Genomic DNA, 20,093 nt, shown 5'->3' with positions numbered 1-20,093 from the left:
ATCGATCCGCTCCATCCCGACTTCCGAGCAAGGACACCCCTGTGGGCTTTTCGACGATCTTCATCCGCCGCCCGGTCGCCACCACCTTGTTGATGGCAGGCGTGTTGCTGCTCGGCATCCTCGGCTACCGGCAGTTGCCGGTGTCGGCGCTGCCGGAGATCGACGCCCCCAGCCTGGTGGTGACCACCCAGTACCCCGGCGCCAACGCCAGCACCATGGCCTCGCTGGTGACCACGCCGCTGGAGCGGCAACTGGGGCAGATCTCCGGCCTGCAGATGATGACCTCCGATTCCTCGGCGGGCCTGTCCACGATCATCCTGCAGTTCGCGATGGAGCGCGACATCGACATCGCCGCGCAGGACGTGCAGGCGGCGATCCGCCAGTCCACCCTGCCCTCGTCGCTGCCCTACCAGCCGGTCTACAACCGGGTGAACCCGGCCGACGCGGCGATCCTGACCCTCAAGCTCAGCTCCGACACGCTGCCGCTACGCGACGTCAACAACTACGCCGACTCGATCCTGGCGCAGCGCCTGTCGCAGGTGCCCGGGGTGGGCCTGGTGTCGATCGCCGGCAACGTGCGCCCGGCCGTGCGCATCCAGGTCAACCCGGCGCAGCTGTCGAACATGGGCCTGACCATGGAGGCGCTGCGCAGCGCGCTGACCGAGACCAACGTCAACGCGCCGAAGGGCTCGCTCAACGGCAAGACCCAGTCCTACAGCATCGGCACCAACGACCAGCTGTCCAGCGCCGCCGGCTACCGCGACACCGTCATCAGCTACAAGAATGGCGCGCCGGTGCGGCTGTCGGACGTGGCGCAGGTGGTGGACGGGGTGGAGAACGACCAGCTCGCCGCCTGGGCCGACGGCAAGCCGGCGGTGCTGCTGGAGATCCGCCGCCAGCCCGGCGCCAACATCGTGCAGACGGTGGAGCAGATCCGCGCGATCCTGCCGCAGCTGCAGGGCGTGCTGCCCAGCGGCGTGCACCTGGACGTGTTCTCCGACCGCACCGAGACCATCCGCGCCTCGGTGCACGAGGTCAAGTTCACCCTGATCCTGACCATCTTCCTGGTGGTGGCGGTGATCTTCGTGTTCCTGCGCCGGCTGTGGGCCACGATCATCCCGTCGGTGGCGGTGCCGCTGTCGCTGGCCGGCACCTTCGCGGTGATGGCTTTCGCCGGCATGTCGCTGGACAACCTGTCGCTGATGGCGCTGGTGGTGGCCACCGGTTTCGTGGTCGACGACGCGATCGTGATGATCGAGAACATCGTGCGCTACATCGAGCAGGGCAAGAGCGGGCGCGAGGCGGCAGAGATCGGCGCCAAGCAGATCGGCTTCACCGTGCTGTCGCTGACCGTGTCGCTGGTGGCGGTGTTCCTGCCGCTGATCCTGATGCCCGGCGTCACCGGCCGCCTGTTCCACGAGTTCGCCTGGGTGCTGTCGATCGCGGTGGTGATCTCGATGCTGGTGTCGCTGACGCTGACGCCGATGATGTGCGCCTACCTGCTCAAGCCCGATGCGCTGCCCGAAGGCGAGGACGCGCACGAGCGCGCGGCCGCGGCCGGCAAGACCACCGTGTGGACGCGCACCGTGGCGCTGTACGAGCGCACCCTGGACTGGGTGCTCGGGCACCAGCCGCTGACCCTGGCGATCGCGCTGGCGACGATGGTGCTGACCGTGGTGCTGTACGTGGTGATCCCCAAGGGCCTGCTGCCCGAACAGGACACCGGGCTGATCACCGGCGTGGTCCAGGCCGACCAGAACGTGGCGTTCCCGCAGATGCAGCAGCGCACCGAAGCGGTGGCCGCGGCGCTGCGCAAGGACCCGGCGGTGACCGGGGTGGCCGCCTTCATCGGCGCCGGCTCGATGAATCCCACCCTCAACCAGGGCCAGCTCAGCATCGTGCTGAAGACCCGCGCCGATCGCGACGGCCTGGACGAGGTGCTGCCGCGGCTGCAGCAGGCGGTGGCCGGGTTGCCGGGCGTGGCGCTGTACCTGAAGCCGGTGCAGGACGTGACCCTGGACACGCGCGTGGCCGCGACCGAATACCAGTACTCGCTGTCGGACGTGGACAGCGCCGAGCTGGCGACGCAGGGCGCGCGCCTGACCGAAGCGCTGCGCAAGCGCCCGGAACTGGCCGACGTGGACAACAACCTGGCCAACCAGGGCCGCGCGCTGGAACTGAGCGTGGACCGCGACAAGGCCAGCGCGCTCGGCGTGCCGATGCAGACCATCGACGACACCCTGTACGACGCCTTCGGCCAGCGCCAGATCTCCACCATCTTCACCCAGCTCAACCAGTACCGCGTGGTGCTGGAAGTGGCGCCGCAATTTCGCAACAGCACCGCGCTGCTGCACCAGCTGGCGGTGACCAGCAATGGCAGCGGCGCGCTGACCGCCAGCAACGCCACCAGCTTCGGCCAGACCACGTCCAGCAATTCGTCCACCGCCACCGGCATCGGCAACCAGAACACCGGCATCGCCGTCGGCAGCGGCGGCACCGTGCCGCTGGCCGCGCTGGCTGCGGCAAAGGTCACCACCACGCCGCTGGTGGTCAGCCACCAGCAACAGCTGCCGGCGGTGACGGTGTCGTTCAACCTGGCGCCGGGCTACTCGCTGTCGCAGGCGGTGGCCGCGATCGAGGAGACGAAGGAACAATTGCAGCTACCGGCGCAGCTGCATGCCGAGTTCATCGGCAAGGCGGCCGAATTCACCGGCAGCCAGACCGACATCGTGTGGCTGCTGCTGGCCTCGGTGGTGCTGATCTACATCGTGCTCGGCGTGCTGTACGAGAGCTACATCCATCCGCTGACGATCATCTCCACGCTGCCGCCGGCCGGCGTCGGCGCGCTGCTGGCACTGATGCTGTGCGGGCTGAGCCTGTCGGTGGACGGCATCGTCGGCATCGTGCTGCTGATCGGCATCGTCAAGAAGAACGCGATCATGATGATCGACTTCGCGATCGACGCGCGCCGCGAGGGCGCCAACGCGCACGACGCGATCCGCCGCGCCTGCCTGCTGCGCTTCCGCCCGATCATGATGACCACCGCCGCGGCGATGCTCGGCGCGCTGCCGCTGGCGCTGGGCGACGGCATCGGCTCGGAACTGCGGCGCCCGCTCGGCATCGCCATCGTCGGCGGCCTGCTGCTGTCGCAGCTGGTCACGCTGTACACCACGCCGGTGATCTACCTGTACATGGAGCGCGCCTCCGAGCGGCTGCGCGCCTATCGGGAGCGGCGGGCGGCGGCGGCGGGGCGGCTGGCATGATGTGCCGGGACTCGGGACTCGGGACTCGGGACTCGGAAAGCGGTGTCCGTGCAGAGTCCGTGCTACGGCGCGCCGCGGGGCTTTCCCGGAAAGCGCGAACCACATCTGCTTCGCGAGTCCCGAGTCCCGAGTCCCGAGTCCCGAACCAATGAACCTCTCCAGCCCCTTCATCCGCCGCCCGATCGGCACCACGCTGCTGGCCATCGGCCTGTTCGTGATCGGCATGATGTGCTACCTGCGCCTGGGCGTGGCGGCACTGCCGAACATCTCGATCCCGGTGATCTTCGTGCAGGCCAGCCAGGCCGGCGCCGACGCCTCGACGATGGCGTCTACGGTCACCGCGCCGCTGGAGCGGCATCTGGGCCAGATCCCCGGCATCGACACCATGCGCTCCTCCAGTTCGGAGGGGAACAGCCAGGTGTTCATGATGTTCCAGAGCGACCGCAACATCGATTCGGCCGCGCAGGACGTGCAGACCGCGATCAATTCCGCGCAGGCGGACCTGCCCTCGGGCCTGTCCACGCCGCGTTATCAAAAGGCCAATCCCAACGACGATCCGGTCATCGCCATCGCGCTGACCTCGGACACGCAATCGGCCGACGAGCTGTACAACGTCGCCGACTCGCTGCTGGCGCAGCGCCTGCGCCAGATCAGCGGTGTGGCCTCGGTCGACATCGGCGGCGCCTCGACCCCGGCGGTGCGGGTGGACGTGAACCTGCGCGCGCTCAACGCGATGGGGCTGACCCCGGACGATCTGCGCAACGCTGTGCGCGCGGCCAATGTGACCTCGCCCACCGGCTTCCTCAGCGACGGCGCCTCCACCACCGCGATCGTGGCCAACAATTCGGTGGCCAAGGCCGCCGATTTCGGCCAGGTGGTGATCTCGCAGCAGAACGGCCGCACCGTGCGCCTGCGCGATGTGGCCAACGTCTACGACGGCCAGCAGGACGCCTACCAGGCGGCCTGGTTCGGCGGCAAACGGGCGGTGGTGATGTACGTATTCATCCGCGCCGGCGCCAACATCGTGGAGACGGTGGACCGGGTCAAGGCGCAACTCCCGATGCTGCGCGGCTACCTGCAGCCGGGCACCAGGATGTCCGCCTACTTCGACCGCACCCCGACCATCCGCGCCTCGTTGAACGAGGTGCAGGCCACGCTGCTGATCAGCCTGGCGATGGTGGTGCTGACCATGGCGCTGTTCCTGCGGCGGCTCGCGCCGACGCTGATCGCCGCGGCCACCGTGCCGCTGTCGCTGGCCGGCGCGGCGCTGGCGATGTACGTGCTGGGCTTCACCCTGAACAATCTGAGCCTGCTGGCGCTGGTGATCGCGATCGGCTTCATCGTCGACGATGCGATCGTGGTGATCGAGAACATCATGCGCCACCTCGACGAAGGCATGTCGCGGCTGGATGCGGCACTGGCCGGCGCGCGCGAGATCGGCTTCACCATCGTCTCGATCACCGCCTCGCTGGTAGCGGTGTTCATCCCGATCCTGTTCGCCAGCGGCATCATCGGCAAGTTCTTCCGCGAGTTCACCGTGACCCTGGTGGCGGCGATCTGCGTGTCGGCGGTGGTCTCGCTGACCCTGACCCCGGCGCTGTGCAGCCGCTTCCTGTCCGCGCACGCCGAGCCGGAGCGGCCGGGCCGTTTCGGCGCCTGGCTGGAGCGTGTGCATGCCGGCATGCTGCGCGTGTACACCGTGGCGCTGGATTTTTCGCTGCGCCACGCGCTGCTGCTGGCGCTGACCCCGCTGCTGCTGATCGCCGCCACCGTGTTCCTGGCCGGCGCGGTGCAGAAGGGGTCGTTCCCGGCACAGGACACCGGCCTGATCGCGGGCCGCGCCAGTTCCAGCGCCACCGTGTCCTTCGCCGACATGGTCAAGCGCCAACGCCGCATCACCGACATGCTGATGTCCGATCCGGCGGTGAAGATCGTCGGCGCGCGCCTGGGCAGCAGCCGCCAGGGCTCCAGCGCCAGCTTCAACATCGAACTCAAGCGCCACGACGAGGGCCGTACCGAGACCACCGCGCAGGTGCTGGCGCGGCTCAGCGCCAAGGCCGACCGCTACCCCGACCTGCAACTGCGCCTGCGCGCGATCCAGGACCTGCCCAGCGACGGCGGCGGCGGCACCAGCCAGGGCGCGCAATACCGCGTCTCGCTGCAGGGCAACGACAACGCCCAGTTGCAGCAGTGGCTGCCCAAGCTGCAGGAGGCGCTGAAACGGAACCCGAAGCTGCGCGACGTCGGCACCGACGTGGACAGCGCCGGCCTGCGCCAGAACATCGTCATCAACCGCGCCCAGGCCGCGCGCCTGGGCGTTTCGATCGGCGCGATCGACGGCGCGCTGTACGGCGCGTTCGGCCAGCGCCAGATCTCCACGATCTATTCCGATCTCAACCAGTACAGCGTGGTGGTCAACGCATTGCCCGAGCAGACCGCCACGCCGGCGGCGCTGGACCGGATCTACGTGCCCACGCGCAGCGGCGCGATGGTGCCGCTCACCGCGGTGGCGCACCAGGTGCCGGGCCTGGCACCGCCGCAGATCACCCATCAGAAGCAGTACACGACGATGGACCTGAGCTACAACCTGGCGCCGGGCGTGAGCACCGGCGAAGGCGACGCGATCATCGCCGCCACCGTGGCCGGCCTGCGCATGCCCGGCGACATCCGCATCGCCGACGGCGGCGGCTTCAACGTGCAGCTGCAGCCCAACTCGATGCTGATCCTGGTGCTGGCGGCGATCGTGGTGGTCTACATCGTGCTGGGCATGCTGTACGAGAGCCTGGTGCATCCGGTGACGATCCTGTCCACGCTGCCGGCCGCGGGCATGGGCGCGCTGCTGGCGCTGTGGGTCACCGACACGGAACTGTCGGCGATCTCGATGATCGCGCTGATGCTGCTGATCGGCATCGTCAAGAAGAACGCGATCATGATGATCGACTTCGCCCTGGTCGCCGAGCGCCAGCATGGCAAGTCGCCGCTGGAGGCGGTGCGCGAGGCCTGCGTAGTGCGCTTCCGCCCGATCATGATGACCACGATGGTGGCGATCCTGGCCGCGGTGCCGCTGGCGGTGGGCCTGGGCGAAGGCGCGGAGCTGCGCCGCCCGCTGGGCATCGCGATGATCGGCGGCCTGCTGATCTCGCAGAGCCTGACCCTGCTCAGCACCCCGGCGCTGTACGTGATCTTCTCCTGCCTGCGGGAGCGCTGGATGGCGCGGCGCCGCGCGCCGGCGAAGCGACGGGCGGCGACGGTCACGCCGGCGACCCACTGAGCGGCGCGGGCGATGCGTGCCACTGCCGGCCTGATCTGGCGGCGATGGCGCACAGGCGCAGATGGCCACAGGCCCAGGGCGTGACGAGCGGGTAATCCACTCCAGCGCCGGTCGCCGTGCACTGAACCGATTCATCTTTCGCGTGCACGCCGCCGGCGGAAGGATGCCGTCCTTCATCGCTTCGGATCCAGCCGCGTCGGTTCGCTCCTGTCCGGCGACCTGGAACACCGTGCTGGTCTACTGGCCGTTCATGCGCTTGGCGGGCGGTGGAAAACGGTGGCGGCCAGGCAACGGCAATCGAACCACAGTGCGGCGGCGCATTGGCGCCTTGCACTGCTTCAGGCCACGCGGCGCGTATCTGCCTGCATCCGAACGCGCACCATGCCAGCGGTTTTCCAGCGATCACACAGCGGCAGCCAGGCATTGTCGGCTGCGCCGCGCCAAGAGCGGAAGTGCAAGACCTAAGACGGAGAGAATGCCATGCGACCTGCGGGAATCACCAGATCCGGCTCTGCGGAACCGGCAGATCAACCACACCCCACTCCGGTTGCATCGGATCCCGCGACGGCCGCACATCCGTCCGTGGCGGCGCCGGCCGCGCAGCCTGCGCCATTGGACGGGCTCGCGGGCAGGCCGCGCAGGCCCGCCCGCGCGTCGCATTCCCGCTCGGCCGCGAGCGCGGCCGGGCCATCGCGGAGGACGCCGCGGTCCATGCCCGGCACCGATCTCGTGTCGGCGCTGAACCAGTTAGAACTGAGCGATGCGTTATCCGATGAGATCGCGCAGAAAACGAAAGATTTGTACAAGTCGAGAGAGAAAGCGGTTTTTTTTCATGAAAAAATCTTTGACCCTGAGCAGGATACGGATTCTGAGAAAAAACTCGCACCTGCGGACAAGCTGAAGTTTATCGCGAATGCCATACAGTCGGCCCGACAGGGCCTGCACGCATTTGCCTAGTTGAATGCGCGCGGCTGCCTGCTAAAACAAAGTTCATCGGAATTGGAAGTGGATCTATTGACCCTTCTAGGAAGGGCGGCAACGGTCGGCTATAAAACGTGGGACGAGCTGCTGGAAAAAAAATGGACGAGCGATCTGCGCGCAACATCAACTTCTCTGCATCGGCACGTGCACGACATGCGGTCGATTACGCGGGAAGCGATCGCGGGCCAACAGCCCGAGGAGTGGCGGGGGTATCTGCAGGAAATCGACAAGTACCGGGCGACGATGGATGAGTTCGTGAACTACGTGAAGGCGCCGGGAACCCAGCAGATAACGCGCGACAATATCAAGTCCGTACTGCCGGTCGTCAAGACTCACCTGGGATCTTGCTATCAGTCGATGCAGGAGATCCGCGGCATGCTCATCGAGATCTACACCCTTAAGCTGGAAGGCCAGGTGGCAAGCGCCGAAAGCAACGGCATGCACGCGCTAAAGCCCCGCATGGACGAGCTGCGCAAGGCCCAACACTACCTGGGCGAAGCGAGGTCCGAGGCCTTCGAGGTGCTGAACCATGCGATCTTGAACCATGCCATTCCCCTGCTGATCGGCGCTGAGGTGACCCCGCAGGTGCTGGAAAAGCATATGGCCGTCATGGAGGACTATGCAGAACACCATGGCCGGATCGGGTCGAGACTGTGCCTGGATGTCGCGGCGTTCATCGAGGACGACAAGGACGAAGCCACCTGGCGCACCATGCTCGACCTGGCACAGGCGCTCACCGATTATCGGCAGAGCCTGCTGGATCTTTGCCGCTCTGCCAGCGGTGGTGGGCGCCCGGCCGAGCCGCAGCCAGCGACAGCGCTCGAGGAGCAGCCCGCGCCAAGCGCGCCAGGACCGGCACGCAAGCCGCGCAAGTCGCGCGGCAACCGCGCGACCGCGGAACCCAGCACCGCGCCTGCATCCCCGGCCGCCCCCGGCGACACGCGCACGCCCGCGCAAAAGCAGGCGGATACGCTGCTGAAAAGCGTTGCCCTGGAACCGGCGATGGTCCACGAACTGGGCGCGGACTTCATCCAGATCGCGAAAAGGCTAGGCAAAGACACCGGCAACGTCGAGAAGATGCTGCGCGATGCCGATCAAGATGCCGCCAGCGGCTTCGATTTCGTGAGGGCGTCGGTGCAAGGCTGGTTCGGCAGCAGCGAGCAACTGCGGCAGGCAAAAACCAAACTGCCGGCGGATGACCCGCGGATTGGCGCGCTCAGCGAGCGGCTGCAAGTTCTGCAACTGATCGAGCAGCGCGTGCGGACACACGAAGTCGATGCGCTGAAGTGCGATACGCAGCCGCGCTCGGTGCATCTGGCGCGGTTGTTGGCGATGAACGAGATCGCCCGGGTGGCTGCCCCGATCCGGCTGCCGTCGGACGCAGACATCGCAGATCGCGGCACCCTGTTCGAAGTGCGCATCGATCACAAACCGCTCTCCGACGGCCAGTGCCCGGCGCCCTGGTTCGTGCATCTGCACACGGCCGCGCCGGTACCCGCGAACGCGCTGGCGTCGCTCAACTACAAAGCCTTCGCCGCGGTCCATCTCAAGACCGCGAAGGAGAAAAACCTGGGCAAGCGCTGGGAGACGCTGATGCAAGCGCTTGGCCATACCGACGCGAAGGTGCACCGCGCCACGATCGGCTCGGAGGTGCTTGGGACGCTGTTGCAGGCCTGCCCTGGCGTCGATGCCGCGCCTGGGCAGGCGCGGCGCGGCCATAGCGGCCATCGGAGGAGGCATCGGTGACGCGCTCGCAACCAGCGCGTGTCCCGCCGCGCGAGCCGAAGCAGGCGCCCATGACTCCAGACCCATGGCCCATTTTCGCAGGCCACCGCGCCGCGTGCGGGTAAGGGCGCAGCCTCGCGCGCAACCACATCGGCGGGGCGCGTCGCGCCCTGACCATAGCCTCCTCTCTCGGCGGAAGAGGGGCTCGCCGCGCGCTCAGTTCTGCAACGCTTGCAGCGAGGCGCGTTCGATGTCCGCATAGATCGCGAATTCGTCGTGCACCGCCGCACCCAGCGCCTGCTCGAACGCGGCGCGGTTGGCGTGCGCGGCATAGGCGCGCTGTTCGCCGCCGCCGAGGTTGGACTGGAAGATGCCCGCGGCGCTGACCGGCAGGAAGTCCTCGTAGACGATCGGATCGGCGCTGGCCAGGCCGTCGGCAAGCAAGGCCTCGGCAGGCTTGCCGGCCAGCGCCGCGGCGCCCGCCGCGCGGCCGGCATCGGTCAGCGCATAGCGGAAATAGCCCAGGCCTTCGCGGCGCAGCGTGGCGTAGTCGTCGGGAAAATCGGCGAACGCGGCCTGCAGGCGCGCGGCATAGTCGCCGCCGGCGCTGCCGTCGGCGGCACGCGCACGCTCCAGCAAGGCGTCGTACAAGGCGCGGCCCTTCGGGGTCAGGGCCAGCCCGCGCTGCTCGATCTCGCCGAAACGCGCGGTGTGGGTGCCGGCCTCGGCCGCGCCGGCGCCGGCCGGAAAGCGCACCGTTTCCTCCAGCGCCTTGAAGCTGGTCTGGCGCAGCAGGATCGGGCAACGCCGCGGCGGCGGGCCTTCGATCACCGCCTTGGCCTCGATGCCCCGCTGCAGCATCTGCGCCTGCGCCGCATCGATGTCCAGCGTGCGCGGGGTGAGGTGATTGATGTGCGGGCCGTGGAAACTGACCACGTCGGCGATCAGCTTGTGCGCATCGCTCAGCGCGCGATAGGTCGGCAGCGTCACCGTCGCGTCGCCGTGCCAGCGGAAGGTTTCCAGCGCCTCGGCGACGAAGCGCTGCGCGTCGGCCTCGCCCAGGCCGCCGTCGCGCTCGCCGCGTTCGATCAGCGCCAGCGCGCCCTCGGTGAAGATGCGGCGCTGCGCGAGGATCTGCGCCGCCTGCGCGCGCAGCGCCGGATCCTCGATCAATTCCAGCCGCAGCAGCGAGGTGAACACGCGGAACGGATTGCGCGCCAGTGCCGCCGCGTCGAGCGGGCGGAACGCGGTGGAATGCACCGGCACGCCGGCCACGGACAGGTCGTAGTAGCCGACCGGATGCATGCCCATCACCGCGAACAGGCGGCGCAGCGTGGCCAGTTCCTCGGCGCTGCCGACGCGGATCGCGCCATGCCGTTCCTGGTCCAGCCGCGCGCGCTCGCCGTTGCGCTGCAGTTGCGCGTCCAGCGCCGGATCGGCAGCCAGGGTCGCCGCATTGACCTGCGCCACCAGCTCCATCAGCGTGCCGTACAGCGGCACCTCGGTGCGGTACATATCGGACATGGCCTGCGCGAACAGGCTGCGGATGGCATCGGGCGAAACGAAGGCAGTGGTCATCGGGAGATCCGGAGCGGCGGGAGCGCCGGGCATCAGGTCCGGCAGAACGCCTATTCTCGCGCCGCGGCGACGGCGCGGCCAGTCGCGCACATCGGTCGCCGCCATGAGAACGCGCGTGCCGCGAGCGCACAAGGTCCTGGCTGGAGGCCGATCGGGAATTGAGCCGGAGGCGGCAGCGGAGCAGGAACGGCGCCTGCCGCTCGACCGCGACTGCCTGCGGGCTGGCCGCAAGCCCCCTGTGGGAGCGACTTCAGTCGCGATGCATCGATCTCGCCGCACCCGCACCGAGGCCAAGCCGCCGGCCTCGACAGCATCGGAAACCGGTAGGCGTCGCGACTGCGCTCGTCGCGACTGCAGTCGCTCCCACAAGGATGTCACTGGCTTGACTGGGCGGCCCCGCGGCTTTCAAACAGAGGCTTCCCATCAACCGCGACCTGCCGACCGCTCGCTGCACGGCGTCGGCCGCGCCTACTGCGCAGCCGCCTGGTCGCGTTGCGCACGATCACCGAGCTGGCGGCGCAATAGCGCGTCCAGCACGATCGGGCGATCCCAGTGGTCGTAGCTGGCAACAATGGCGTGGCGCAGCGTGCGGTACGGCAGCGCGCCCGGCTCGACCTGCAACGCGTTCGCCACCTGCGCCCAGCTGGCCGCCTGGCCGGCGCCAGCCCGCGCACGCACCACCTCGCGGTACGGCAACCCCGCCGCCTTGGCCAGGAAGCAGGCGAAGTAGATGTCGCGCGGCGGCCAGCGGCGCTCGCGCAGCAACGCCTCGGCATAGCCGCGCGGCAGCTGCGCGTAGCGCGCCACCTCATCCAGGAAGCTGTCCGGGTAGCGCGCGGCGTAGCGGTCGATGTCGAGCAGCTGGCGGTCGATCCAGGCATCGCCGCTGCCGGGTGCCACGACCGCCGCAGCGGACGCGCCCGCTGCGGGCGCATCCTGCGCCACTGCTGCGCCCGCCAGGCACAGCGCCAGCGGCAGGATCAGACAGGCGGAGCGCAAGCGGGGCGGCATGGCGCGATTCTGCCGGATGCCGGCAGCGCTGTCAGGCGCGGCCGGCGGCGGCGCTCGATGCGCCACCCCGATCGGCCTGGCGCTGTTCAAGGCCCCGCGGGACGCGCCGGCCGACGCTCGGCGCAATCCCGAGCATGCCCAGGCCCGTCGCGCGCGCCACTGCGGGCAACGCCGGGGGGACTGCACAGGCGCGGGTTTCGCCTACCGTCTTACGCGGAAAGCGCCGGCCCCTGGCTGGCCGCATGCCGGTTCAGCTCGGCCACCGCCTGCGGCCAGTCCGCGGCCGAGGCCACCTCGCGCAGGCGCGGCTCGTCCGCGGACAGGCCATGCTCGGCCTCGTGTGCCCAGGTGGTGGCATACGGCGTGTAGATGCCCCAGCCGCCCAGGGCGATCACCGGCTCCACATCCGAGCGCAGCGAATTGCCGATCATCACGAAACGCTCGGCGCCGACGCCGAATTCGGCCAGCACCTTGGCGTAGGTCTGCGGGTCCTTCTCCGACACGATCTCGATGCGCGGGAACAGCGCGCCCAGCCCGGACTGCGCGATCTTCGCCTCCTGGTGGAACAGGTCGCCCTTGGTGATCAGCACCACCTCGAACTCGGCGGCGATCGCGGCCACCGCCTCGCGCACGCCGGCGATCACCTCCACCGGATGCTGCAGCGTGGCGCGGCCGATCTCGACGATGCGCTGCAGGTCGCGCGCGGCAATGCGCGCCTCGGTCAGCTCGATCGCCGCCTCGATCATCGACAGGGTCATGCCCTTGGCGCCGTAACCGAATACCTTCAGGTTGCGCCGCTCCACCGCCAGCAGATGCTGCAGAGTGCCGGCATCGCGCAGGTCCAGATACTGGCCGAGGATGGCCTCGAACGCGGCTTCGGCGTCGCGGTAGTAGTCCTCGCTCTTCCACAAGGTATCGTCGCCGTCGAAACCGACCAGGGCGATGGCAGAGGAGCGCAGAGCGGTAGGCGTGGGCATCGCGCAAGCATAGCAGCGCGATTATTGCGCCGCAGGGTCGCCGGGGCCGGGTTGGTAGTGCGCGTACTCCTCGCGCGACAGCGCCCCGTCGGCATCGGCGTCGAACGTGTCGAAGGTTTCGCGCAGGACCGGGTCCGCCGCGGCTTCGGCGCGGCCGATGCGGCCGTCGCGGTCCAGGTCCAGCGCGGCGAAGCTGCGCGCGCCTGCCGCGGCGCCTGCGTCGCTGGCAGGTGCGGCCGGCACCGGCAAGGGCGATGCGGGTGGTGCAGGCAACGGCGGCAGCGCGGCCGGCGCGGGTGCGGGCGTCGGCACGGGAAGGGGCAACACGGGGGCGGCAGGATCCTGCTGCGCTGCGGCCCTGCCGCTGGCGGCAAGCGCGGCAAGCAGCGAGGCCAGGCACAGGCACAGCGAGGAGCGGCGTGAAGCGGTCATGGCACGGCCCATCCAACGGCGAATCGCTACTACCCTACACCGCGCGGCCCCGCGAGGCCGCGCCGGTTTCAGTCGAACGGCACATAGCAAAGGGCGGCACCAGGCCGCCCTTCTTCACTCGTCGGTTGTATTCGCTGCGACGACCGCAGTTGCGGTCGCTTCGCGCCGGATAGGCACGCGCCCTCGTTCAAGCGCATGCCATCGCAGCGAGTTACCGATGCCTGCGTTACTGGCCGTTGCTGCCGGCCGCGCCGCCCTGCTGCTTGGCCACATAGGCCTTGTATTCGTCCGGGGTCAGCTTGCCGTTGTGATCGGCATCGGCCTGCGCGAAGATCTGGCTGAGGCCTGCGTTGACCTGCGCCTCCTGCTTGCTGATGGCGCCATCGCTATCGGTGTCGACATCCGCCCAGGTCTGGCCGCCGCCCGACGCGCTCGACTGCGCAGGCTGGCCGGTCGCGCTGGTGGGCGACTGCGCCTGCGTCGCGGCATCGCTCTGCGCGTCCTGGGCGAAGGCCGGCAGCGCCAGCGCGGCAGCGAGAATGGCGGCGGTACCGATCAGCGGGGTGCGGTTGCGAATGTTCATGTGGGTGGTCTCCTTGTGCTCTCTCGGGTGTGGCATGCCCGGTCAAATCCGGTGCATGACCACACCCTGCCGGTGCCAGGCTGAATCCATTCCCCTGCGAAAAACCCCACACAACGCTTCGTTAACCACTGCGGAGAACATACGCGCTAACGCCTTGGTTAGGAGCCGGTGAGCCTACGGTAAGGCCTTCGTTCGAGGTGTTCGGAACTTGGAAAAAAAGCGTGTGTTTCAGCCGATCTCGCGCTCGCCGTCGGCGGATTTTTCGCTTGAACGCGAACTGAACGCGACCCACGCCAGCGCCACACCGGCGAGCGCGCCGGACACTTCCAGCACTACCCGCGAACCCAATTCGTTCGGATCGTGGATGTTGGCCAGCGCCAAGCGCGCATACAACGGCGACTCCAGGCGCACGATGCCGGTGTAGAACAGGTTCCAGCAGTCGATCCCGGCCGACGCGGCCACCGCGAGCAAGCACGACCACCCCAATGCATGGCCCTGCGACCACTGCAGCCAGCGGCATAAGCGGTGCCACAGCGCATAGATCAGGAACCCGAGCGCAAGCGCGATCAGCCCGGCTTCGAGCGAGCCCAGCAGGCCGAAGTGCAGCGGCAGGTTCATGGCGGTGCTTCCTGTGGTCGAGCAGAACGCCAGTCTAGGGGGTGCGGCTGGCCGCGTGTGCGCCCCCCTGCGGTGGAATCCCGGCAGCGCGTGGGCGCATGGTCGCAGCCGGTTCTATCGTGAGCGCCGGTGGCGACGGATGGCCCGCAGCCCCGTGACGTCCGCCCCACAACGGTTTCGTCGCCGCCAGCCCAGCTGCGCAAACGCGCTAGCCATCGTTCTCGGCGCTGGCGCTCACCACCGGCGCGCCGTCTTCGTCCCAGCGCACGCTCACCAGCATCGGCCGGCAACAGACCTGGCAATCCTCCACGTACTGCTGCGCCTCGACCGACGGGTCCAGCGCCAGGTCGATCCATTCGCCGCAATACGGGCATTGCAGGTCGATGAAGCTTTGCATGCCGGACATGAGCTTGGCCTATGAAGCAAAACGAACGCCTAGCGTACCGGTACGTCGTTAGCGGTGCCGGGGCTGGGCTCCGGCTGGAAGGTGTTGTGCCACCGCGCTGCGAGTTCGTCCGCGCGCTTGGCGGTCATGTCCAGACGGCATTCGGCGGCATCCACGCGCCCCGCCTGGCCGCTGTCGGGATCGTAGACACACTTCTCGTCGCGATCGGCGATCCAGGTGCGTTGCTGCTCGCGCAGCGCGTTCTTTTCCGCCTCGCCCAACCTGGCCATCAGCGCCTTGTAGACCGTGTTCAGGCGGTCATCCTGGTAGTTGTATTCGGTGTCGATGCAGTCCTGCATCGTCGGGGTCACGCCGGCGGCAGCGCTGATGCATGCGTCATAGGAAGGTCGCAGCACGACGTTTTCTCCTGACGGTTTGGATGGTGCGGCGGCGGCATCCGCCTCGGTGGACGCCGCGCTCGGCGCTTGCCGATTCGCAGGCGCATCGCCCGCAGACTGGACCGGGGCTGGCGCCGGCGTGGCCGCTGGCGCGACGGCGGCGGATGCCGCAGTCGGCGTCGGCGCGGAAGACCCGCCATTACACGCCGCAGTCATGGCGCACAGCGCGAGCAGGCAGGAAATAGGAAAAACCCTGACGATGGCCACTGTTGGAATTCGCCTTGTGCTGATGCGTATAAGGGAGGGCAGTTCTAAACGATCATCGAAACCGCGCACATCGGATCGTCGGATCGCGACGACAGCGCTTCACGGCTGTTCAAACACCGCAAACACGCTGCCGACAGCGCCTCGACGAGCCGCAAAGCGCGCTGCATCCGCAACGTGCGCTTGATGGACACGATCGCTCGCTTCGCCCCCCGCCCCCGCTCGACACCGCGTGCGTGGCCTGGCAAGAAAACCATGCAGCTGCGAGCGCGCGCGGACGCCAGCCCGATCGCTGATCGAACCGGCATCGGCTGCCATCCGACACGCCCGACGGCGGCAGCCGATGCTGGCGACACGGATCAGCGCGTCGGTGTCTGCGACTGCGTCTGGGTGCGCTGATCCTGGGTCTGATCCTGCGCCTGGCGCTGGGTTTCCGCCGCCAGCTGCTGCTGGCTCTGCTCCAGCGGCACCGTCGCGGCATGCTGCTTGTCCACGTAGGCGCGGTTCACGTCGTGCGGATTGTTCGGATTGCGCTCCACCGCGATCAGGCCCTTGCCGTCGGTGCTGTGGACCACATCGTCGATGCGCGACATGCCGCCCACCTTGGCCTCGAACGCCACCTGGCCAGCCGCACGCTGCAGCTCCTCGCGGCTGTTGAAACCGCCGTTCGGCCCCTGCTTCTGCAACCGCTCCAACGCCTGGGTGAACAGCGGATTGTCGGCACCCTGCGCTTCGGCGGCGGCCGGGTTGAGCTTGGCCTCACCCTTGCTCTGCACCTGCAGCTTGCTCAGCGCCTCGAGGGTGATCTTGTCGGCGATGCCGGTCGGCTCGATGCCCTTCTCGCGCTGCAGGTTGGCCACCACTTCCTTGGTCTTGTCGCCGTAGTAGCCGGTGCCGGTCAGCACCTTGCCGCTGTTGTCCTTGATGCCGAGCTCGATCAGGCGCTGCTGCATCGCCTTCACGTCGTGGCCCTGCTCGCCCGGCTGCAGCGAGGTGCGCGCGTCGTGGCCTTGGCTGTGAGTCTGCGACTGCGTCTGCTGCCTGTCCTGCAGCAGGTCGCGTGCTTTGGCCAGCGGGTCGGACGCGAACAGCTTGGCGTTCTTGTGGCTGGCCAGGTAATCGTCCAGCGGCATGGTGTTCACGCCCTTGCTGCCGCTGGATTGGCTGACAAGCAGCTCGCCGTTCTTGGGATCGCGCACCACCATCAGGATGTGGTCGATGCCCTTCCAGTGGTCGTGCCCTGAGTTCTGGCTGGCATCCACGCCAATGACCATGCCTTCCTTCAGCGCCCCGGGCTTGAACACGTCCTGGCCCTGCAGCAGCACGCCGGAACTGTCGAAAGCTTTCTTGACGATGCCGCCGGAGCCGTTCATGCCTTGCCCCAGCATGTCATCGCGACCGAAGACGTCGCGGCCGGCCTTCTGGTTGATCTCCCGCATCGTGGCGTTCTGCAGCTCGGACACCCAGCCGGAACAGTCGATGTAGCCTTGCTCAAGATGCTTGCCGTCCACGCCGGGGCGGTAATGACTGCTGCGCGTGTAGTTGATCGCGTACTGCACGTGGTCGTATTTGACGCCCATCGCATGCGCAGCGGTAAGTTGGATCCCGTCGTGGCCATCCTGCTTGGCGGTCGTGGCCGGATGTGCGGCTGGATGCGGCTGCATGCGGGCCTGCGGGACCGGTTGCGGGGCATGCCCCTCGGCGACCGGCTTGATGCCCTTTTCCGGGATCGCGATGTGGTCGAACTTGGTGTCCCAGTATTTCAGGAAGGTCTTGGCCATGTCCTGGTCGGACATCTTCTTGAACTCGGCCAACGAGGCACCTGTGTAGGCCTCGAACTGCCTGGCGCCGGCCGCATCCTTCTCGCGCGGTACGTTGTTGAGGATGTTCGGCCGCGTGTCTTCGCGCGCGAAGCTGCCGCTGGCGACCGCGGCCTGGATCGAACGGTAGCCGCCGGCGCCCTGCTGGTGCGCCATGTACATGTCCAGGCCATCGGGCTGCGACTTGCCGGACAGGTACGGGCGGTGGTCCTTGTCGTGCTGTCGGGTCAGCGCATGCTGGTTGTCCTGATACAGACGCGCCGCGGCGTCGGTATTGGCCACTGCATCCAGTTCGCGACCGCTGATGCCGTAGGCCGCTGCGGTGCCGGGGGTGAACTGGAACAGGCCCTTGGCGCTGTTCGGGCCGCGGCTGGCCTGCTCGTTGAACTTGCCGCCGGTTTCGATATAGGCGAAACGCATGAAATCGTCGACCGGAATGTGGCGTTCCTTGGCCTCACGCTCGATGATGTCGAGGTTCTCGGCCTTCGTGTAATCGCGTGCCATCTCGTGTTACTCCTTGAGGTTGATATACGGCGGCGTGCGCCGACAAGGTCAACCGAGCTCGTCCGTGAGCTTGTTAGTGCGCGGTCAACAAAACAATTCGGGTACTGCAGGTCGTGCGTTCTTGCTGCTGCCGGTGCGCCGATCCGCAGATCGACGCACCAACGGATTCATGGGCCATCTTTCGGCATGTACTGCCCGCTCGCCTGGTCGTACGCATAGACCACCGCGTCGGATGCATCGAGCATGCGTGCCCTGCCGGGACCTGCGATCGCGGTGCCGCTCAGCGCCACGCGCAGGGCCGGCATGGGGTCGCCCGGAACCGACTCGAAGCTCAGCGTGCCGACACTGGAGACATGCGGGACGACGCCTTCTTCGTCGCTGCTGGCTTCGTTGTCCTCGCCGGCTGCGACCGTTCCCCGGTACACCCAGCCCCGGTAATCGCCCAGATCGTTCTTGTCCGGATCGAAGGTGAACAGCGCGAAGCCGGCGCTGGTGACGCCATTGCCGAAGCTCGACGTCGGCACCGCCAGCAGCAAGTGGCCGTCGTCCAGCACGTGGTGCTGCGGCTTGCGCTTCTCGTCGACCGCATCGGCACGCTCGTAGCCGCCGAAGCTGCCGACGTACTGCTGCGCATGCAACAGCATCCACGGCCGCTCGCTGCCCGGTGCGGTCAGCAGGAACGTGGCCTGGCTGATCGACACGCCTTCGCCCGGATCCGGAAAGGTCTCGGTGTCGTCGTTGCCATACTTGTTCGGCGTGGCATAGGCGAAGCCGGTGTAGTAGTGCTTGCCGCCCAGATCGAAGTGCTGGCCGTGCCAGAAGCTGGCCACGGCACCGTTGTCGATCTCGTACGAAAGGGCGCCATCGCCGTCGATCCCGTAGATCAGATACAGCACGCTGCCCGGGTAGGGCGGTGCTTCGGTCGCGACGGCGAGCTTGTTGTCATTGGACATGTGCAGAACATCCTGTATTCGTTGAAGAAGCCGAAAAACACTCCTGAAAATCCCGACACGCCACGCCGCCGTATCTGGATGACGCCCTCTTGCGCATCGCAAACACAGCGCGACCTACGCGGATGAAGAACTCCTCGCAGGCGCGGCTTCGGACAGGACACGATGGATTGCAATCCGGCCCCAAAGCAGGGGCGGTGATGGCGTTCGCGCATGGCGAACCGCAAGCCGGCGATCCACTCCGGCATTTCGGGCGAGTGCAGCATCCATTGCCGCTCGCGAATGACTCGCCTGATCATCAGGCCCCGTGCCGGCATCTTACCCAGTTCCATTGCCGGCTACCAGCGGGCAGCGCCCCTCCGCGCCTACCTCCGGCCGGCCCTGCCGCGGGCCGGAGGCGAGTGTTCAGCGATCCAACGGCGGTGTGTACTTGCCCTTGGCCTGATCGAAAGTATAGGTCGCCACGTCGGCGGGGCCGAGCGTGCGGACCTCGCCGGGGCCAGCGATGGCGGTGCCGCTCATGGCCACGCGCAGGTTCGGCACCGGCCCGCTGCCGGGCTCGAAGCTCAGCGTGCCGGTGCTGGACGCGCACTTCATGGTGCCCTGGTCGTCGCAGGCCGCGCCGTTGTCTTCGCCGGTGGCCACGGTGCCCAGGTAGACCCAGCCCTTATAGTCGCCCAGGTCGTTCTTGTTCGGGTCGAAGGTGAACACGGCGAAACCCGAGCTGGTGATGCCGTCGGCGAAGTGCGTGGTCGGCAGCGCCAGCAGCAGGTGGCCGTCCTTGGTTTCGGTGCTCTGCGGCTTGCGTTTCTGGTCCAGCGTGTCGGCCTTCTCGTTGCTGCCGAAATCGCCGGCCCATTGCTGGGCATGGAACAGCGTCCAGGTCGGCTTGCCGTCCGCGCTGTCGAGCACATAAGTGGCCTGGCTGATGCTGACGCCGACGGCAGGATCCGGGTTCTCTTCCTCCGGCTTGCCGTACTTCCCCGGACCCGCATTGGCGAAGCCGGTGTAGTAGTGCTTGCCGCCGAGGTCGAAGCGATAGCCGTACCAGAAGCTGGCCAGGGCGTTGTTGTCGATCGTGTAGGACGCCGAGCCGTCGCCCTTCATGCCATAGATATCGGCGAGCACCTGCCCGGGCGCCGGTGCCTCGACGCCGACCGGCTCGGGTTGCGCGGCCGCGGAGGTGGGGGCAGGCGCGGCGGCAACGGTCGCCGCGGGTTGCGCCTGCGTGCCTGCCGGCGCGGGGTCGGTGGCCTTGTCCGTGCAACCGCCGATCAGCAGCAACGCTGCCGCCCACAGGGCTGTCTTTGCAAGCCTCATCACTGCGTCCTTT

Annotated in this window: 16 protein-coding genes; 4 read left to right on the top strand and 12 right to left on the bottom strand. The window is 67.8% G+C overall.

The features are described 5' to 3' along the window. Positions 1-41: 41 nt before the first annotated feature. From KHF85_RS02800 to KHF85_RS02785, 4 genes are all read left to right on the top strand, one after another. The gene (locus KHF85_RS02800; RefSeq protein ID WP_284568436.1) at positions 42-3,263 is read left to right on the top strand and encodes an efflux RND transporter permease subunit; all 3,222 of its coding nucleotides are present in this window, start codon (positions 42-44) and stop codon (positions 3,261-3,263) included. A gap of 148 nt (positions 3,264-3,411) precedes the next feature. Continuing rightward, positions 3,412-6,534 carry an efflux RND transporter permease subunit gene (locus KHF85_RS02795; protein WP_284568435.1) on the top strand — a complete coding sequence of 1,041 codons (3,123 nt, stop codon included), beginning with the start codon at positions 3,412-3,414 and terminating at the stop codon, positions 6,532-6,534. A gap of 711 nt (positions 6,535-7,245) precedes the next feature. After that, on the top strand, positions 7,246-7,491 hold the full coding sequence (locus tag KHF85_RS02790) for a hypothetical protein (protein ID WP_284568434.1): 246 nt from the start codon (positions 7,246-7,248) through the stop codon (positions 7,489-7,491). Between the two features lie 48 nt (positions 7,492-7,539). Further along, entirely contained in the window at positions 7,540-9,261 is a 1,722-nt protein-coding gene (locus KHF85_RS02785; protein ID WP_284568433.1) for a type III effector protein XopP, read from the top strand. A 195-nt stretch (positions 9,262-9,456) separates the two neighbouring features. Here the strand turns inward: KHF85_RS02785 and hglS are convergent, their stop codons facing one another. From hglS to KHF85_RS02725, 12 genes are all read right to left on the bottom strand, one after another. Next, positions 9,457-10,818 (bottom strand): 2-oxoadipate dioxygenase/decarboxylase HglS, encoded by a 1,362-nt coding sequence (gene hglS, locus KHF85_RS02780; protein WP_284568432.1) that lies wholly within the window; start codon positions 10,816-10,818, stop codon positions 9,457-9,459. Between the two features lie 468 nt (positions 10,819-11,286). Continuing rightward, positions 11,287-11,829, bottom strand: coding sequence for a hypothetical protein (locus KHF85_RS02775; RefSeq protein WP_284568431.1), 543 nt, complete (start codon positions 11,827-11,829; stop codon positions 11,287-11,289). A 209-nt stretch (positions 11,830-12,038) separates the two neighbouring features. Next, positions 12,039-12,806, bottom strand: a complete 768-nt coding sequence (locus KHF85_RS02770; protein ID WP_284568430.1) for an HAD family hydrolase — start codon at positions 12,804-12,806, stop codon at positions 12,039-12,041. 21 nt (positions 12,807-12,827) lie between these two features. Beyond that, positions 12,828-13,238, bottom strand: a complete 411-nt coding sequence (locus KHF85_RS02765; protein WP_284568429.1) for an EF-hand domain-containing protein — start codon at positions 13,236-13,238, stop codon at positions 12,828-12,830. A 226-nt stretch (positions 13,239-13,464) separates the two neighbouring features. After that, positions 13,465-13,821: an EF-hand domain-containing protein gene (locus KHF85_RS02760; RefSeq protein WP_064541310.1), complete on the bottom strand. Its 357-nt coding sequence runs from the start codon at positions 13,819-13,821 to the stop codon at positions 13,465-13,467. Between the two features lie 228 nt (positions 13,822-14,049). Beyond that, positions 14,050-14,439 carry a hypothetical protein gene (locus KHF85_RS02755; protein WP_064541313.1) on the bottom strand — a complete coding sequence of 130 codons (390 nt, stop codon included), beginning with the start codon at positions 14,437-14,439 and terminating at the stop codon, positions 14,050-14,052. A gap of 208 nt (positions 14,440-14,647) precedes the next feature. Continuing rightward, positions 14,648-14,845: a CPXCG motif-containing cysteine-rich protein gene (locus tag KHF85_RS02750; protein ID WP_284568428.1), complete on the bottom strand. Its 198-nt coding sequence runs from the start codon at positions 14,843-14,845 to the stop codon at positions 14,648-14,650. 29 nt (positions 14,846-14,874) lie between these two features. After that, positions 14,875-15,489 (bottom strand): lysozyme inhibitor LprI family protein, encoded by a 615-nt coding sequence (locus KHF85_RS02745; protein WP_284568427.1) that lies wholly within the window; start codon positions 15,487-15,489, stop codon positions 14,875-14,877. A gap of 44 nt (positions 15,490-15,533) precedes the next feature. After that, a complete protein-coding gene (locus tag KHF85_RS02740; RefSeq protein WP_284568426.1) occupies positions 15,534-15,680 on the bottom strand; it encodes a hypothetical protein in 147 nt (48 codons plus the stop codon). 165 nt (positions 15,681-15,845) lie between these two features. After that, a complete protein-coding gene (locus KHF85_RS02735; RefSeq protein WP_284568425.1) occupies positions 15,846-17,810 on the bottom strand; it encodes an XVIPCD domain-containing protein in 1,965 nt (654 codons plus the stop codon). A gap of 167 nt (positions 17,811-17,977) precedes the next feature. After that, positions 17,978-18,763: a hypothetical protein gene (locus KHF85_RS02730; RefSeq protein ID WP_284568424.1), complete on the bottom strand. Its 786-nt coding sequence runs from the start codon at positions 18,761-18,763 to the stop codon at positions 17,978-17,980. A 402-nt stretch (positions 18,764-19,165) separates the two neighbouring features. Then, positions 19,166-20,080 carry a hypothetical protein gene (locus tag KHF85_RS02725; protein WP_284568423.1) on the bottom strand — a complete coding sequence of 305 codons (915 nt, stop codon included), beginning with the start codon at positions 20,078-20,080 and terminating at the stop codon, positions 19,166-19,168. Positions 20,081-20,093: the final 13 nt, after the last annotated feature.

This window comes from Xanthomonas graminis pv. graminis (genome assembly GCF_030168915.1).
In the GTDB taxonomy this organism is placed as follows: domain Bacteria; phylum Pseudomonadota; class Gammaproteobacteria; order Xanthomonadales; family Xanthomonadaceae; genus Xanthomonas_A; species Xanthomonas_A translucens.
This window is presented reverse-complemented; position numbering and strand designations above follow the sequence as displayed.

What these genes read in the sequence shown, in the direction of transcription:
- KHF85_RS02765 (WP_284568429.1), bottom strand. Translation starts at nt 13,238, where the DNA reads ATGACCGCTTCACGCCGCTCCTCGCTGTGCCTGTGCCTGGCCTCGCTG.
- KHF85_RS02770 (WP_284568430.1), bottom strand. Translation starts at nt 12,806, where the DNA reads ATGCCCACGCCTACCGCTCTGCGCTCCTCTGCCATCGCCCTGGTCGGT.
- KHF85_RS02730 (WP_284568424.1), bottom strand. Translation starts at nt 18,763, where the DNA reads ATGTCCAATGACAACAAGCTCGCCGTCGCGACCGAAGCACCGCCCTAC.
- KHF85_RS02725 (WP_284568423.1), bottom strand. Translation starts at nt 20,080, where the DNA reads ATGAGGCTTGCAAAGACAGCCCTGTGGGCGGCAGCGTTGCTGCTGATC.
- KHF85_RS02750 (WP_284568428.1), bottom strand. Translation starts at nt 14,845, where the DNA reads ATGTCCGGCATGCAAAGCTTCATCGACCTGCAATGCCCGTATTGCGGC.
- KHF85_RS02755 (WP_064541313.1), bottom strand. Translation starts at nt 14,439, where the DNA reads ATGAACCTGCCGCTGCACTTCGGCCTGCTGGGCTCGCTCGAAGCCGGG.
- KHF85_RS02795 (WP_284568435.1), top strand. Translation starts at nt 3,412, where the DNA reads ATGAACCTCTCCAGCCCCTTCATCCGCCGCCCGATCGGCACCACGCTG.
- KHF85_RS02760 (WP_064541310.1), bottom strand. Translation starts at nt 13,821, where the DNA reads ATGAACATTCGCAACCGCACCCCGCTGATCGGTACCGCCGCCATTCTC.
- KHF85_RS02790 (WP_284568434.1), top strand. Translation starts at nt 7,246, where the DNA reads ATGCCCGGCACCGATCTCGTGTCGGCGCTGAACCAGTTAGAACTGAGC.
- KHF85_RS02775 (WP_284568431.1), bottom strand. Translation starts at nt 11,829, where the DNA reads ATGCCGCCCCGCTTGCGCTCCGCCTGTCTGATCCTGCCGCTGGCGCTG.
- hglS (WP_284568432.1), bottom strand. Translation starts at nt 10,818, where the DNA reads ATGACCACTGCCTTCGTTTCGCCCGATGCCATCCGCAGCCTGTTCGCG.
- KHF85_RS02735 (WP_284568425.1), bottom strand. Translation starts at nt 17,810, where the DNA reads ATGGCACGCGATTACACGAAGGCCGAGAACCTCGACATCATCGAGCGT.